This is a genomic window from Roseateles sp. DAIF2 (genome assembly GCF_015624425.1).
Taxonomy (GTDB): domain Bacteria; phylum Pseudomonadota; class Gammaproteobacteria; order Burkholderiales; family Burkholderiaceae_C; genus Kinneretia.
Genome location: NZ_CP049919.1, coordinates 5,827,326 through 5,842,051 on the forward strand (window position 1 = coordinate 5,827,326; position 14,726 = coordinate 5,842,051).

The 14,726-nt window shown below is 69.7% G+C and carries 13 protein-coding genes; 4 read left to right on the forward strand and 9 right to left on the reverse strand.

Annotation, left to right across the window (positions count from 1 at the left end):
- The first annotated feature begins 9 nt into the window (after positions 1-9).
- The gene (locus G8A07_RS26825; protein WP_195794951.1) at positions 10-1,032 is read left to right on the forward strand and encodes a hypothetical protein; all 1,023 of its coding nucleotides are present in this window, start codon (positions 10-12) and stop codon (positions 1,030-1,032) included.
- 202 nt (positions 1,033-1,234) lie between these two features.
- Positions 1,235-2,209, forward strand: a complete 975-nt coding sequence (locus G8A07_RS26830) for a DUF4238 domain-containing protein (protein WP_195794952.1) — start codon at positions 1,235-1,237, stop codon at positions 2,207-2,209.
- Positions 2,210-2,402: 193 nt separating this feature from the next.
- On the opposite strand, the gene G8A07_RS27750 is transcribed toward G8A07_RS26830, so the two are convergent.
- The 4 genes from G8A07_RS27750 to G8A07_RS26845 are packed head-to-tail and all read right to left on the reverse strand — an operon-like array spanning position 2,403 to position 4,708.
- Entirely contained in the window at positions 2,403-2,801 is a 399-nt protein-coding gene (locus G8A07_RS27750) for an NUDIX domain-containing protein (protein WP_213086206.1), read from the reverse strand.
- Entirely contained in the window at positions 2,779-3,027 is a 249-nt protein-coding gene (locus tag G8A07_RS27755) for a hypothetical protein (protein ID WP_213086207.1), read from the reverse strand. Before G8A07_RS27755 ends, G8A07_RS27750 begins: the two co-directional genes overlap by 23 nt.
- Positions 3,024-3,260, reverse strand: a complete 237-nt coding sequence (locus tag G8A07_RS26840; RefSeq protein ID WP_195794953.1) for a hypothetical protein — start codon at positions 3,258-3,260, stop codon at positions 3,024-3,026. The genes G8A07_RS27755 and G8A07_RS26840 overlap by 4 nt, the downstream gene beginning before the upstream one ends.
- A complete protein-coding gene (locus G8A07_RS26845) occupies positions 3,260-4,708 on the reverse strand; it encodes a M20/M25/M40 family metallo-hydrolase (RefSeq protein ID WP_195794954.1) in 1,449 nt (482 codons plus the stop codon). Before G8A07_RS26845 ends, G8A07_RS26840 begins: the two co-directional genes overlap by 1 nt.
- A 161-nt stretch (positions 4,709-4,869) precedes the next feature.
- Between G8A07_RS26845 and G8A07_RS26850 the strand changes: the two genes are divergently transcribed.
- On the forward strand, positions 4,870-5,214 hold the full coding sequence (locus tag G8A07_RS26850; RefSeq protein WP_249937159.1) for a 2TM domain-containing protein: 345 nt from the start codon (positions 4,870-4,872) through the stop codon (positions 5,212-5,214).
- Here the strand turns inward: G8A07_RS26850 and G8A07_RS26855 are convergent.
- From G8A07_RS26855 to G8A07_RS26870, 4 genes are all read right to left on the reverse strand, one after another.
- A complete protein-coding gene (locus tag G8A07_RS26855) occupies positions 5,177-5,584 on the reverse strand; it encodes a YkvA family protein (protein WP_195794955.1) in 408 nt (135 codons plus the stop codon). The two genes, G8A07_RS26850 and G8A07_RS26855, sit on opposite strands and share 38 nt — an antisense overlap.
- Positions 5,584-7,302, reverse strand: coding sequence for an AMP-binding protein (locus tag G8A07_RS26860; protein WP_195794956.1), 1,719 nt, complete (start codon positions 7,300-7,302; stop codon positions 5,584-5,586). The genes G8A07_RS26855 and G8A07_RS26860 overlap by 1 nt, the downstream gene beginning before the upstream one ends.
- A 143-nt stretch (positions 7,303-7,445) precedes the next feature.
- Positions 7,446-10,034, reverse strand: coding sequence for a serine/threonine-protein kinase (locus tag G8A07_RS26865; RefSeq protein WP_195794957.1), 2,589 nt, complete (start codon positions 10,032-10,034; stop codon positions 7,446-7,448).
- A gap of 23 nt (positions 10,035-10,057) precedes the next feature.
- A complete protein-coding gene (locus G8A07_RS26870) occupies positions 10,058-11,365 on the reverse strand; it encodes a tryptophan--tRNA ligase (protein WP_195794958.1) in 1,308 nt (435 codons plus the stop codon).
- A gap of 81 nt (positions 11,366-11,446) precedes the next feature.
- On the opposite strand from G8A07_RS26870, the gene G8A07_RS26875 reads away from it, so the two are divergent.
- A complete protein-coding gene (locus G8A07_RS26875) occupies positions 11,447-13,729 on the forward strand; it encodes a bifunctional diguanylate cyclase/phosphodiesterase (protein WP_195794959.1) in 2,283 nt (760 codons plus the stop codon).
- On the opposite strand, the gene asd is transcribed toward G8A07_RS26875, so the two are convergent.
- Positions 13,689-14,636: an archaetidylserine decarboxylase gene (gene asd / locus G8A07_RS26880; RefSeq protein WP_195794960.1), complete on the reverse strand. Its 948-nt coding sequence runs from the start codon at positions 14,634-14,636 to the stop codon at positions 13,689-13,691. The genes G8A07_RS26875 and asd overlap by 41 nt on opposite strands.
- Positions 14,637-14,726: the final 90 nt, after the last annotated feature.

Genomic DNA, 14,726 nt, shown 5'->3' on the forward strand with positions numbered 1-14,726 from the left:
CAACGAATCATGATGAACGTTCAAGTTATCGCAGACTACCTGAGGAACCTTCACGTGCAGCGCGACGTTGCCGTAGCCGCGTATTGGCTTGAGGAGGCAGCATCGCGCTCAGAACTCGTGTCCCAGCTCTCGGCTCTGCTGTCGGACCTACCCGTCCTCATTGCCGCGGTCCCGAAAGGAGCCTTCGATGATCCGAATGGGATCATCGATGACCTCGCGAAGACCATTTCGGACAACGCCGAGTGGTTCGGCGAGGAGAAGCGAACAGCCATTACGCGAGATGAGAAGTTCTCGCTGGTCCTGGTGTCAAAGCGGGCACTTGACGTACCCCAGCTCTCTTCACCGGTTACTTTGCCGGACTGGTTTCCGCAATGGCCCGGCGAGCTGTTGACGGTCACGATCAAGAGCGTCACGGACGCTATCGACATTTCATTCGCATCGGCGGATATCCCTGTCGCTTCTATCAACGCTTCGTTGCATGCGCTCGAATCTGCTCTATGCGCTAGGCTTGACTCTGTCTTGCGGCGCGCCCCGACAGCCGCTGCGAGTTTGCGTGCACGCCTTGGTGGAAGCAAGGGCCCCGTCGACTTGATACAACTGATCTCCCAGTCAGAGGAGAAGAGACGCAGTGTCGCGCCTGCCGACTTCCGGCCGGGAGGTAGCGCAAGTGGTGAGTATCTTGTATCGCGACTGTTCAGCCAGTGGTGGGAGTGCAGCCACAAAGACCTTCACAGGCTTGCCGTCGACATAGCAGAAGCGCTGGATATCCACACGGGCTCAAAAGTCGAGGCGCAGCATTCCTTGGCATCGCTGCTGACACGCACCGTAAGACCGAAGCTCGCGGAAACCCCGCCCGGCGTGACGCTCGCTCGCAATGCGATCGTCAGCTTGGCCCATGCGATTCAATTCACGAACGCCGTTCATCACGCCGGCGACTATCCCAACTTCCCGGCTGCGCTAACGATCAGCTACGCAAAGGACTTGTCTCGGTCGTGTAAGCGTGCGGCGGATGCACTCAGCACTTTGGCTTGATCAGGGGCCCGCGAATCAGGTGTAGATCGGTTCAACACCTGTCCAAATGATCAATTGCATGGTGGATGGAGTTGACGTGTAGTCGACGAAGAAGGTCTGTTTTGGGGTGCGCATGCGGATGTCTGTCCTGTCGCAGCCAAATATGGCTAATGCACTGGCTGTGCGGGCAACACTCAAGCCTTAACCCCTTACCGGTGAACTTGTGGCCATAGCGAAAGTCCAACACTACGTACCGCAGTTCCTACTCAGGAACTTTGGCAACGGCAAGAAGGATCAAGTGTGGGTTTACGACAAGTCGTCTGCGCGGGCGTTTCCGTCAAATACGAAGAACGTTGCTAGCGAGAGCCGCTTCTACGATTTCGAGTATCAAGGTCAAACTATTTCACTCGAGCCATGGCTTAGTCAGCTAGAAGGCAACGCGCAATCGGTGATCCGGTCCATTCTTGAGGCGGACTCGCTGGCCACGCTGACTAATGAGCAGAGGCAAATCCTGGCGGCATTCTTGGCAGTCCAACTGACCAGAACTAAGACGTTCCGCGAACAATGGGATGCCCTCCCAAGGCTGCTACGCGAGCACTTACAGCGCAACGGTGATCAAGTTGCAGCGGGTTCCCAGGCAGAAGAGTTGATACGGGACATTCCGCCAAACGATCTCAAGGAGCAGGCCGCGAGAGTCATCTACAAGGCCCCAGAGACTTACGCTTCGCAGTTCCTCAACAAGGACTGGGTACTTGCAGCTACGACGCGCAAGGCTCCGTTCTTGCTTAGCGATAACCCGCTGACACGCCAGAACATGGTCGATCGACCCGGCAGAGGGAATCTCGGGTTGGCGCTCCCAGGTATCGAGATCTACTTCCCCCTGTCACCTACTCGTGCTTTGGCGATGTGGTGCCCTACCCTTACAGAGACAGTTCATCGTGGAGCTCTGACTCTTATGAGTCGCAACGGCTCCACAGCGACGGTGCACGATCCCAACGGCATCATCAGAATGAGCGACGCGTTGCTCAATGGCGATCCCGTCCTGTACTCGCCGGAAAACGTCGAGAACTTCAACTCGCTCCAGATCATCTGGAGTGAGCGATACATTTTCTCAAGCGCCAATGACTTTCAGCTCGCGCAAACCATGCTTAGCAAGCATCCAAGCCTCAAAAAGGGGCCGAGACCAGCTACGGCGTAGCGTATCGCCGCTGTAAAGCTCACTCCCCCGCTCTCGCCCCCGCACCGTTTGCCTTACCGGGCGGCGCTCGCCCGTCGAGGACAGCTTTCTGAGCTCTCTTTTTAGGCTGAGCGACGACGGCAACGGGTCGGCTGCGTGAGTTCACAGGTCGACCGTGAACGGCCGCAACCGCTGCATTGCCACCGCCCCACCATCAGTCGATGCTCGCCCTTAGCTTCCCCAAAAACCGCCCCATATGCGGATCACTCCGCGTCAGCGGCACCTCATCGAACGCAAACCACCGCACCGACTCGAACTCACCCGCATCGAAGCGCGATAGCGGCGCATGGCGGTCGCCTCGCAGCAGGTACCACAGCGACACATCCTGATGCCCGGCGGTCAGGCCGACCGTGGTGGTGCAGGTGAGAAAGCGCGGCGGGCCAACTTGAGCCTCGTCGATGATCAGACCCAGCTCCTCCTGCAGCTCGCGCACCACCGTGCGGCGCGGCGACTCGCCCAGCTCGACATGGCCGCCGCTGGGCAGCCACAGGCGGGCGTTGCGATGGTCGACCAGCAGGATGTGCCCGTCGTCAACGAGCGCGAAGTAGGACACCAGATGCCGGGGCGGCGTCGCCGGCTTGCTTAGCGATGCGGCACAGCGGCGCGCCACCGCTGTCATCCACCCAGGCCAGGGTCTGCGCGATCTGCTCCCGCTCCAGCGCGTCCCAGGGCCGGATCGACAGCAGCTCGGCGCGCACCAGGGCGCGCTGAGCCGCTTCGGTGATGCTGATGGTGGTGGTGACGACATCCGTCGGATCAGTAGCAACCATCGTCGTCATCGCCTCTCATTCCCTCGCTTGTAGTTCCCGGTCGCCCTCGCCAGCAGCCGCTGCCGCTGCGCCTCCCCCACGTCCCCATCCTCGCAACGCGCCAGCGCCGCCAGCAGCCGCTCGGCCTGGGCGGCGCCCAGCAGGGTGACGGGCTTGCCGTCGCGCAGGATCTGCAGCTCGCCGCTTTTCTTGTTGCGCGGGGCGCAGCTGAAACCCAGCGGCTGCTCGGGTAGACGAGCCATCAGGGCTTGGCCGTCGCCGGCGGCGCCTCCGGCGCCGGCATCGGGCCGAAGGCCAGCGGGCTCTGCGCGGCCAGCCAGGCCATCACGGCCCAGGCCGCGACGTTCTGGCGCAGCTTGGCCGGGTCGATCTTGTCCAGGGTGTCGTTGGGCGTGTGGTGCCAGTCGAAATAGTCGCTGCCGTCCTGGCTCAGCTCCAGCGCCGGCCAGTTCAGGCGCCGCATCAGGAGGGCCGCATCGGGGCCGGGCGAGGCCTCGGTGGCGCTGCCGCGCGCGATGCCCAGCGGCGCCAGCGCCGCGGCGATGCGCTCGACGACCGGCAGCGCCTCGGGCCGCACGCGGCTCTGCAGCCGGTAGACAAGACCTGCCCCCAGGTCGCTTTCGCCGACCAGCTGGTGCACCTGGCTCTTGTACTTCTCGGCATAGGCCAGCGCGCCGTCGAAGCCGTTCTCCTCGTTGGCGAACAGCACGATGCGCACGGTGCGGCGCGGCTTCAGCCCTTGCTCCAGCATCAGCTTCGCCGCGGCGGTGACGATGCCGACGCCGGCGCCGTCGTCCAGCGCGCCGGGGCCCAGGTCCCAGCTGTCCAGGTGGGCGCCGATCAGCACCACCTCGTCGGGCAGCTCGCGGCCCGGGATCTCGGCGATCACGTTGTGCGAGGTGGCGGCGATGCCGGCCTCGCTGCGCAGCACCAGGTGCATCTTGGTCGGCTGCTCGTAGCGGGTCAGGCGCGCGATCAGGTCGGCGTCGGGCACCGAGACGGCCAGCGCCGGGATCCTGGTGATGCCCTCGGGATAGCGGGTCGCGCCGGTATGGGCCAGGCGGTCGCGGTCGGTGCCGATCGAGCGGATCGCCACCGCCACCGCGCCGCGCTTGGCGGCCTCGGCCGGCGCCTGGGCGCGCGCCGCCACCGCGCGGCCATAGCCGCGGGCGTCGCGGGTGCGCTCGGTCTTCTGGTCGATGAAGACGATGCGGCCATTCGCGCGCTCGCTGGTGTCGGCTTTCAGCGCGTCCAGGTCGGGGTAGTAGGCGATCTCGGCATGCAGGCCCTCCTTGGGCGTGGACACGCTGTTGCCCAGGGCGGTCATCACCAGCGGATGAGCAAAGGGCGCGGTGACATGGGCATGAGCCTCGCCGCGCTTCCAGGCGCGCAGCGGCACCGGCTCGGCGCGCACGTTCGCAAAGCCCAGGCCCTTGAGCCGCGCCAGCGCCCAGTCGACCGCGCGCTGGTCGTTCAGCGAGCCGGCCGGGCGCGCGCCGACTTCGGTCACCAGGCTGTCGACCAGCTCATAGGCCAGGCCGCTCCTGAGCCCGGCCTCGCGCAGCGCCTCGGCCGCCTTCAGCTCGGCGGGCTCGAAGGCCTGGGCCGACGCGCCGGCCAGGGCCAGCAGCAGCATGCCGGCCAGTCGGTTCAGCCGCACGGTGGTGGTGTTTGTCGCACGCCTACTCATCGCCTGTCATCCTCCCTTGGGGCGCGAGCATAGCCGTTGGCGCCGCGCTGCGGTCGATTCGCGCCGGTGGCCGACCAGTGGTCGCGGCGCGCTCGCGCATCCGGCGCGGCGGCGCCACCATCGCGGCCATTCAATCATTCAGTTTTCTTCAGGAGCCCGCGATGACGACGACGACCATGACGCATGAGCAGCCCCACGACGACCCGGGCGCCATGAAGACGCTGCAGCGCCAAGCGCGCCGCCGCGTCGACATGAAGCTCGGCTGGCTGACCCATGCGTTGGTGTTCGTGCTGGTCAACACCGGCCTGTTCCTGCTCAACGGCCTGGTGACCGGCGGGCGCGCCTGGCACCTGTTCCCGCTCTGGGGCTGGGGCCTGGGGCTAGCGATTCACGGCCTGGTGGTGCTGCTGGCCTTGGGCAGCGGCGGTGGCCTGCGCCAGCGCATGCTGGCCGCCGAGCTGGGCCGGCTCAAGCAGCAGCAGCAGCGCCGGTCCCCAGCCAGCTGATCAGGCCCCAGGTCAGCAGGCCGCCCGCGACCAGCCACAGCAGCACGAACACCGCCGCCGCGGCCCAGCTGCGCGGGCGCTGCAGCAGCTGCTGGGCCTTCAGCCGGGCGCGCGCCAGCACCGGCGGCGGCATCAGGCGCACGACCAGCCACAGACCCAGCGGCACGATGATCAGGTCGTCCAGATAGCCCAGCAGCGGGATGAAGTCCGGGATCAGGTCGATCGGGCTCAGCGCATAGGCCGCGACCGCCAGCGCCAGCAGGCGCAGGCCCCAGGGCGCCTCGCGGTCCCGCGCCGCGAAGTACACGGCCAGCACCTCACCCTTCAGCGCCAGGGCCCAGGCCCTCAGCAGTCCACGACGTTTGCCCATCAATCTCCGAAAACAATTTTCTTGCGGCGCTCCACCCACTCCTCGTAGTGAGATCCGTAGACCTCCTCGACGCGGTTGCGCTTGACCTTGAAGGTGGGGGTGATGAAGCCATTGTCAACCGTCCACGGTGACTTCATCACGACCAGGCAGTCCAGCTGCTCATGCGGGTCCAGGCGCGCGTTGACATCGTCCAGATGCTGGTTCAGCTGGGCCATCAGCTGCTGGCGGTCCGCCTCGCTGCCGCTGCGCTGGGCCGCGTCGGGCGAGAGCATCACGATGCCCAGCGGCTGGCCCAGGTTGGCGCCGGTGACCATGCAGGCCTCGACCGCCGGGTGCATCACCAGCCGGTCCTCGATCGGCGCCGGCGCGACATACTTGCCCTTGCTGGTCTTGAACAGATCCTTGACGCGGCCGGTGATGCGCAGGCAGCCCTGGGGGTCGATCTGCGCCTTGTCGCCGGTGCGCAGCCAGCCGTCCTCGGTGAAGGCCTCCCGGCTCAGGCCCGGCTCCTTGTAGTAACCCAGCATCACCGCCGGGCTGCGCATCTGCAGCTCGCCGCTGGTCGGGTCGATGCGGGTCTCGACGCCCGGATAGGCCGGGCCGACGGTGCCGCGCTGGTTCTTGCCCGGCAGGGTGATGTGCGAGACCGCCAGGTTCTCGGTCATGCCGTAGCCCTCGTTGATCGGGATGCCCAGCTTGGCGTACCACTCCAGCAGGGCCGGCGGCATCGGCGCGGCGCCGCCGGCGGCGAAGCGGCATTGGTCCAGGCCCAGGGCCTTCTGGATCTTGCGCCGCACCAGGCCGCCGATCAGCGGCAGACCCAGCAGCCGGTTCAGCTTGGCCGGCGGCATCTTCGCGAAGATGCCCTGCTGGAACTTGACCCACAGCCGCGGCACCGAGAAGAACACGGTCGGCCGGGCGCGCTGCAGGTCGCTGGTGAAGGTGTCCAGGCTCTCGGCGAAGAAGATGTGCATGCCGGTGCGCAGCCAGCCATGCTCGACCAACATGCGCTCCACCACATGGGCCAGCGGCAGGTAGGACAGCATGCGGTCCTCGCCGGTCAGATGGAAGCGCTCCAGCCCGGTCTGGATGGCCCAGGCGAAGGCGCCGAAGCTGTGCATCACGCCCTTCGGGTTGCCGGTGGTGCCGGAGGTGTAGATCAGGGTGCACAGCTCGTCGGCGCCGCGCAGCGGCTCGCCCTGCAGCGGCGCGCTGCGCGCGCAGATCGCGTCCCAGCCCTCGTAGGCCCGCTTGGCGTCCTCCGGCGAGAGCGGGTAGCTGATGCAGGGCATGCCGGCCGGCACGCCGGGCTTCATGCCCTCCCAGCCGTCCAGCTTGCCGACGAACAGCGCGCGCGATTCGCTGTGGTTCAGGATCTGGGTGATGGTCTCGCTGGCCAGGGTCGGATACAGCGGCACCGAGACATAGCCGGCCAGCCAGATCGCCAGGTCGCTCATCAGCCACCAGGCGCAGTTCTTCGACAGGATCGCCACCTTGGCGCCGGGCTCCCAGCCGCGCTCGCGGCCCATGGCCTGCAGATGCGCGGCCATGCGGCGCACCTGGTCGGCCACCTCGCTCCAGCGCAGCTCCTTGACCACGCCGCCACCCATCGGCTGGGTGAAGGTCAGGCGCGTCGGCGCCTCGCGTTCCCAATGGTAGAAGCGCTGTAGCGCCAGGCTGTCCGCGGGCAGGGTGCCGGAGGGGGTGCTTGCGGCCATGTTCTTGTCTCCTCGATGTTGTGCTCGGTGCCGGGCCTTGCCGGCCCGCGGTCCCAGGCTAACCCGGGGTGGGCAGGGCCGGGAGCGGGTTTGTGCGCAGACCGCTGCGGTCTAGAGCCGCCGCTCCAGGCCCGGTCTGGTGTTCAAAAGGCCGCGTCCGGCGGCGCGTTCGCCTCGCCGCGGCCCAGGGATTCGCGCCAGGCGTCCAGCGGATGCGGGCGCGGCAGATGCCGCGGGCGCAGCGCATCGGCGCGGGCCAGCGCCGCATTGGCCGCCGGCATGTCGCGCTGCAGCATGAGCGTGGTGGCCAGGTCCAGCTGGGCGCGCCAGCGCGGCGCCTGGTCGGGCTCGTTGATCGCGTCCAGCGCCGCGACGCGCTGCTCCAGCAGGCGGCGGCTGGCGGCCAGATCGCCGCCCCGGCGCGCCAGCGCGCCCTGCAGCTGCTGCAGCCGGCCGCGCAGCGGCGCGCTGGTGGCCAGGATCGGCAGCCGCTCGATCTGCCGCGCCAGCTCGGCCGCCAACGGCGGATCCAGGCGCAGCGCGGCGCGGGCCAGGTGCAGCAGCGGGTCGGCCAGGTTCGGCCCGGTCAGGCGCGGCTCGGCCGGCAGCGCCGCGGCCAGCGCCCGGGCCTCGCGCGCCAGCTGTGCCGGCTCGGCGCTACCGGCCAGGGTGCGGCTCAGCAGCAGCTGGGTCTCGCGCGGCAGCAGCAGGGCGCCCATCGTCACGCCGCGCGCCGCGCCGGCGGCCTTGACGGCTTCGCGCTCGCGCTGCGCCGCGGCATGCTCGCCGCGGTCCTGCCACCAGTTGGCCAGCTCGTTGCGCAGGCCCAGCGCGGTCTCGGTGTCGGGGCCCAGCAGGCGATCCATCTCGGCCGTCAGCTCGCGCACCTCGCGCTCGAAGTCGCGCGGCAGCAGGCGGCGCATCTGCATCGTCAGCAGGCCGCGCTGCTGGGCCAGCACCTCGACCGGGTCGGTCCGGATGCCCTCGACCCAGGCCGGGCGGGCCTGCTCCAAGGTGGCCGCGGCCTCGGTGAAGCGGCCCTGGGCATAGCGCAACACGGCCAGCTTGGTCAGGGTTGCCATGCGCGGCATGCTGCCCGGCGCGGTGGCGCGCTCGTTGACCGCCAGCATCTCCGGCACCAGGGCCTCGGCCTCGGCGAAACGGCCGGTCTTGGTATAGCCGACCACCAGCATCTGCAGCAGGGCGCTGTATTCGGTCGAATCCTCGCCCATCAGCCGGCGGGTCGGCTGCAGCAGCGGGGTGGCCAGCTCCAGCGTGCGGTCCACCAGCCCGGCGGCGTTGTAGACCCGGGCCAGCTTGTCCTGGGCCTCGACGACCTGGATGGCGTCGGCGGCATGCAGCGCGCGCAGCTGGCTCAGCTGGCGCTCGCCCAGCTCGATCGCGCGGTCGAAACGCCCCTGCGCGTGATAGACATGGACCAGCACGCCCTGCAGCTCGGCGCGCAGCTCGGGCTCGTCGTCGAAGCGCTGATCCAGCTCGCGGCGGCTGCGCTCCAGCAGGTCCTCGACGGTGGGCGGCCGGCCGCCATGCTCCTTGGGGTCGGCGTTCGCCAGCAGGTCGCCCAGATAGGTCAGGGCCCGCTGGCTGACGCGCGCCGCATGATCGGCGCGCTGCCATTGCCACAGGCTCAGGCCCAGGCCCGCCCCCAGCGAGGCCAGCACCAGCGCGCCGGCGCCGGCCAGCCCCGCGTTGCGGCGCAGCCAGAGGCGGCCGCGATGGCGCCAGTCCTCGCCGCGCACGCTGACCGGGCGGTGCGCCAGCCAGGCCTCCAGGTCGTCGATGAAGGCACGTACGCTGGCATAGCGCTCGGCCGGGCGCTTGCGCAGGGCTTTGGCGGCGACGGCCTCCAGGTCGCCGCGCGCCAGCCGGTGGTCCGGCGGCAGGCCCGGCCCCTCGGCGCGGGCGGCGCCCGCGCGGGTGCGCGAGAGCCGCATCGGCTCGGTATGCAGCACCGCATGCTCCATCGCCTGCGGGCTGGCCGCGCGGTCGGCATAGGGCAGCTCGCCGCTGAGCAGCTCGAACAGCATCACGCCCAGCGCGTACTGGTCGGCCGCCGTGCCGACCACCTCGCCCAGCAGCTGCTCCGGCGCCGCATAGGCCGGCGTATGGCGGCGCCCGGCCAGGCGGGTCAGGGCGCTGTCGCGCGGCGCGCCGGTCGCGTCGTCCAGCAGCGCGGCGATGCCGAAGTCCAGCAGCTTGGGCGCGCCGGCCGGCGTCACCATCACATTGCCGGGCTTCAGGTCGCGGTGCACGATCAGCTGGGCATGGGCGTATTCGACCGCGCGCGCCACGCCGATCAGCAGGCGCACGCGCTCCGCCACGCTCGCGCGCCGACGCGCCACATGCTGGGACAGGGTCAGCCCCGGCACATGCTCCAGCACCAGGTAGGCGGTCTCGCCCGCCAGCCCGGCGTCCAGCAGCCGGGCGATGCCGGCATGGTCGAGCCGGCCCAGCAGCGCGCGCTCGCGCGCGAAACGGGCGCCCAGGCCGGGGCCGGTGATGTCGGCGCGCAGCAGCTTGACCGCGGCGCGCGCCTCGTAGAGCCCGTCGCAGCGCTGCGCCAACCAGACCTCGCCCATGCCGCCGCTGCCGATGCGCTCGATCAGCACCCAGGCGCCCAGGCGCAGGCCGGCCTTCGGCGCGGCCGCGGGGGTCGGGTCTTGCGTAGTGCCGACCCCGTCCGTGACGGTGGGATCGAGGGTCGGGTCCATGCGCCGCGCGCGCCGCCGCCGGCTTAAGCGTTCTCGGCCGCCTGCAGCGCCGCCAGCGCCTCGGCCAGCTGCTGCTCGCTGGCCTGTTCGCCGCGGGCCACCGGGGCCTCGGCCAGCGCGGCCGCGCCCTCCTTCTTCAGGCGCGCCACCCATTGGCCGGCCTCGCGGCCCTGCGGCAGGCCCTGGCTCTGCAGCAGCAGGGTGCCGTCGGCGGCGTTGAGCTTGAAATAGAACAGGCCATCGGCCTCGCGGTACTGCTTGAACAGCGGCAGCGCGGATTTCGGCTTGGCCGCGACCTCGGTCTTGGCCACCAGCGGCTGGAAGCGGCGCAGGCCGACCGCCTCGCGCAGGCGCTGCAGCAGCGGCGCGGCCAGCGCGCGCGCCTTCGCCGCGCCCTCCATCAGGATGGCCTCGATGCGCTCGGGATTGGCCATCAGCGCGTCGTAGCGCTCGCGCATCGGGCCGATCTCGGCCTCGATCAGCTCGTACAGCTGCTGCTTGGCCTCGCCCCAGGCCAGGCCGGCGCGCAGCGCGGCGCGGAAGGCCTCGCGCTGCGCGGGGGTCGCGAAGGCGTCGTAGATCTGCACCAGATGCGAACCCTCCGGGTCCTTGGGTTCGCCGGGCAGGCGCGAGTCGGTGACGATGCGGGCGATCGCCTCCTTCAGCGCCTTGGCCCCGCCCTCGAACAGCGGGATCACGTTGTCGTAACTCTTGGACATCTTGCGACCGTCCAGGCCCGGCAGCAGCTCCATCTCCTCGTCGATGCTGGCCTCGGGCAGCACGAAGAAATCCTCGCCGCGGCCGAACATATGGTTGAAGCGCTGGGCCACGTCGCGCGCCATCTCGATGTGCTGGGCCTGGTCCTTGCCGACCGGCACGCGGTGGGCGTTGAACATCAGGATGTCGGCCGCCATCAGGATCGGGTAGCTGTACAGGCCCATCGTGACGCCGGCGTCGGCATCCTCGCCGGCCGCCAGGTTGGCGTCGACCGAGGCCTTGTAGGCATGGGCGCGGTTCATCTGGCCCTTGGAGGTGACGCAGGTCAGCAGCCAGGTCAGCTCGGGGATCTCGGGGATGTCGCTCTGGCGGTAGAAGGTCACGCGGCCGGTGTCCAGGCCGGCGGCCAGCCAGGTGGCGGCGATCTGCAGGCGCGAGGCCTCGATGCGGTCCGGCTCGTCGCACTTGATCAGCGCGTGGTAGTCGGCCATGAAGAAGAAGCTCTCCGCGCCGGGCGCGCGGCTGGCCGCGATCGCACGGCGCACGGCGCCGACATAGTTGCCGAGATGCAGGGTACCGGTGGTGGTGATGCCGGTCAAAACGCGCTGAGTCATGATTTATTGGTGCAAGCGGACGATTGCGTTGCGCCTATTGTCCCAGCAAGAGGGCTAGGATTTCGCGAGCCTCCCCTTGCCATGAATCCCCTGCTGCTGATCAGTTCCTGTCTGGACGCCCTGATGGGCGTCGCCCTGCTGCTGCTATGGCGGCAGGACCGCAGTCATACGCATGTGCGGCTGTGGGGCTGGAGCGCGATCCTGCTGGCCCTGGGCCTGACCCTGGGCGTCGCGCTGGCCGGGCTGCCGGGCGCTGCCGGCCTGTGGCACGACCTGCAGGCACTGGGCGCCTCGGCCGCGCTGATGGGCTCGCTGTTCCTGCAGATCGGCGGCGCGCGGCGCTACCGCGGGCTGCGCTGGCAGCGCGCGATGTGGCTGCCGTCCCTGGCGCTGATGATGGCGGTGCTGATGGCGCTGGCCAAGACCGAGCACCGCCTGGCGGTGATCGCCGCCACCGCCTTCCTGGTGACCGGCAACCTGCTGTGCGCGGCCTGGCTGTGGCGCGGCGGCTCGGCGGCGGAGCGCTGGGTGGCCGGCTGCTTCCTGCTGTCGGCCCTGGTGCATGCCAGCAGCCCCTTCCTCGACGCCCAGGGCGCCTCGCCGATCACGCACACGCTGGGCCTGTTCGTGCAGACCGCGCTGAGCCTGAGCCTGATCCTGATCTCGGTGGCGCGCGCCCATGGCGAGGCGCAGCGCCAGGCCGAGCGCTTCACCCGGCTGGCCGAGCATTCGCTGCAGGGCCAGGTCGTGATGCGCGAGGGCCAGATCCTCTATGCCAACCCGGCCGCGCGGGCCATGTTCGGCCGCGGCGAGCGCCCGCAGGGCGACCTGCTGCAGGCCCTGGTGCTGCCGGAGCTGCACGAGACGGTGCGCCAGCGCCATGCGCAGGTGCTGGCCGACCCGCAGGCGCGCATCGAATGGGAGGAGCCGCGCCTGGATTACGACGGCCGGCCGCTGCATGTACGCGGCCTGTCCAGCCATCTGGAATGGGATGGCCAGCCGGCCGAGCTGCTGGTGATGGTGGACGAGACCGAACGCCATGCGGCGCTGGAGGCGCTGCGCCGCCAGGCCCTGCGCGACGAGCTGACCGGGCTGCCGAACCGCAACTTCGCGGTCGAGCGCCTGCGCCAGCTGACCGGCCTGGGCGCGCCGGCCTTCACCCTGGTGTCGGCCGACCTGGACCGCTTCCAGCTGGTCAACGAGACCCTGGGCCCGGAGATGGGCGACGCGCTGCTGCAGGCGGTCGCGCAGCGCCTGTGCAGCCAGCTGCCGCCGCAGGCCACGGTGGCGCGGCTGGGCGAGGACCAGTTCGTGATGCTGGTGGAGGGCGCCAGCGGCCGGGCCGAGGCGCTGATCTTCGCGGAGCGCCTGCTGGCGCTGATGGAGCGGCCCTTCGCGCTCGACGGCGCCGAGCTGTTCGTGCACATGTCGGTGGGCGTCGCGCTGTTCCCGCAGGACGGCAGCGACGGCCCCAGCCTGCTGCGCGCCGCCGATGCCGCGATGCACCGCGCCAAGACCCGCGCCGGCGCCACCTATGCCTTCTTCGACGCGGCGATGAACAGCGCCGCCCAGGCCCGCCTGGTGGCCGAGCAGGCGCTGTCGCGCGCGCTGGAGCAGGGCGAGTTCTTCCTGGAATACCAGCCCAAGGTGGAGGCGGTGTCGCGCCGGCTCTGCGGCTTCGAGGCCCTGGTGCGCTGGCAGCGGCCCGGCATCGGGCCGGTCAGCCCGGCCGAGTTCGTGCCGGCGGCCGAGCGCACCGGGCTGATCAAGGCGCTGGGCGACCGCATCGTCGCGATCGCGACCCAGCAGCTGCGCGACTGGCTGGACCGCTACGGCCGGGCGCTGCCGGTCGCGATCAATGTCTCGCCGCTGCAGTTCGAGGACGCAGGCTTCGTCGGCCGCCTGCTCGACGCGCTGGACGACCGCGAGCTGCCGCATGAGCTGCTGCAGATCGAGATCACCGAGACCGCGGCGATCGGCCATGTCGAGCGCGTGCTGCCGCAGCTCGAGCGCTTGCGCGCGGCCGGCGTGCTGTGCTCGCTGGACGATTTCGGCACCGGCCAGTCCTCGCTGACGATGCTGCGCCAGCTGCCCATCCATGCGATGAAGCTGGACCGCAGCATGATCGAGCCCCTGCCCGATCCGGACGCCAGTGCGGTGGTGCAGGCGACCTGCGCGCTGGGCCAGTCGCTGCGGCTGGAGATCGTGGCCGAGGGGGTGGAGACCGAGGAGCAGGCGCTCGCGGTCGAGGCCCTGGGCTGCAGCCAGCTGCAGGGCTATTTCATCAGCCGGCCGCAGCCGGCCGAGCGGGCCGGCGAGACGCTCAGGTCCTATCTGGAGCTGTGGCAGCCGGCCCCGCCATGAACTCGCCCAGGCGGATCGCGCCGCCGGGCTGCCAGCTCTGGCTGAAGGCCAGGTCCCGCTTCGGGAACAGCATCACGACGGTGGAGCCGAGCAGGAAGCGGCCCATCTCGTCGCCCTGCTTGAGGCGGATGTCCTGGTCGACGATCGTCGGCGCCGGGCCGCCCCAAGCCGACGATACTCCCTCGGGGGGCGGACGCCGCGAGGCGTCCTGGGGGCTCACGTAGATCCAGTCGCGCAGATGGCCGGGGCGGGGCGGGTTCACGACGCCATGCCAGGTGGTCGCCATGCTGCCGACGATGGTGGCGCCGACCAGCACCAGCACCCAGGGGCCCTGCGCGTTCTCGAACACGCAGACCACGCGCTCGTTGCGCGCGAACAGGCCCGGCACGCCGCGCGCGGTGGTCGGGTTGACCGAGAACAGATCGCCCGGCACATGGATCATGCGCAAGAGGCGCCCGTCGCAGGGCATGTGGATGCGGTGGTAGTCGCGCGGGCTGAGGTACAGGGTCGCGAAATGGCCGTCCTGGAAGCGCGCGGCCAGCTGCGCATCGCCGCCGACCAGGGCGGTGGTCGAGTAGGCATGGCCCTTGGCCTGGAACACCTGGTCGCCCGCCACCGCGCCGAACTGGCTGATCGCGCCGTCCACCGGGCAGATCAGCTCGGCGCCCGGGGCCAGCGGCCGCGCGCCGGGCTTCAGCGCGCGGGTGAAGAACTCGTTGAAGCTCGGGTAGGCGGCCGGGTCGGGATTGGCGGCCTCGGCCATGTTCACGCCGTAGCGCTCGATGAAGCGCCGGATCGCCCAGGTGGTCACGCCACCCAGACGCGCCGAGGCGAAGCACCCGGCCAATGCGGTCAGGGCCTGCTTGGGCAGCAGGTATTGCGGCAGCACGGCAAGGCGGTCGGACAAGGCAGGCCCCGAGAGAAGTTGGCGAGGGCGGGATTGTAGAGGTCGCTACCATAGGCGTTTCCCCGCCCAATCGGCGCCCGCGCGGCGCCG

Excerpts from the sequence above, each read along its gene's own strand:
- G8A07_RS26865 (WP_195794957.1), bottom strand. The coding sequence starts at position 10,034 with ATGGACCCGACCCTCGATCCCACCGTCACGGACGGGGTCGGCACTACG.
- G8A07_RS26825 (WP_195794951.1), top strand. The coding sequence starts at position 10 with ATGATGAACGTTCAAGTTATCGCAGACTACCTGAGGAACCTTCACGTG.
- G8A07_RS27755 (WP_213086207.1), bottom strand. The coding sequence starts at position 3,027 with ATGACGACGATGGTTGCTACTGATCCGACGGATGTCGTCACCACCACC.
- G8A07_RS26840 (WP_195794953.1), bottom strand. The coding sequence starts at position 3,260 with ATGGCTCGTCTACCCGAGCAGCCGCTGGGTTTCAGCTGCGCCCCGCGC.
- G8A07_RS26855 (WP_195794955.1), bottom strand. The coding sequence starts at position 5,584 with ATGGGCAAACGTCGTGGACTGCTGAGGGCCTGGGCCCTGGCGCTGAAG.
- G8A07_RS26850 (WP_249937159.1), top strand. The coding sequence starts at position 4,870 with ATGACGACGACGACCATGACGCATGAGCAGCCCCACGACGACCCGGGC.
- G8A07_RS26845 (WP_195794954.1), bottom strand. The coding sequence starts at position 4,708 with ATGAGTAGGCGTGCGACAAACACCACCACCGTGCGGCTGAACCGACTG.
- G8A07_RS26870 (WP_195794958.1), bottom strand. The coding sequence starts at position 11,365 with ATGACTCAGCGCGTTTTGACCGGCATCACCACCACCGGTACCCTGCAT.
- G8A07_RS26875 (WP_195794959.1), top strand. The coding sequence starts at position 11,447 with ATGAATCCCCTGCTGCTGATCAGTTCCTGTCTGGACGCCCTGATGGGC.
- G8A07_RS26860 (WP_195794956.1), bottom strand. The coding sequence starts at position 7,302 with ATGGCCGCAAGCACCCCCTCCGGCACCCTGCCCGCGGACAGCCTGGCG.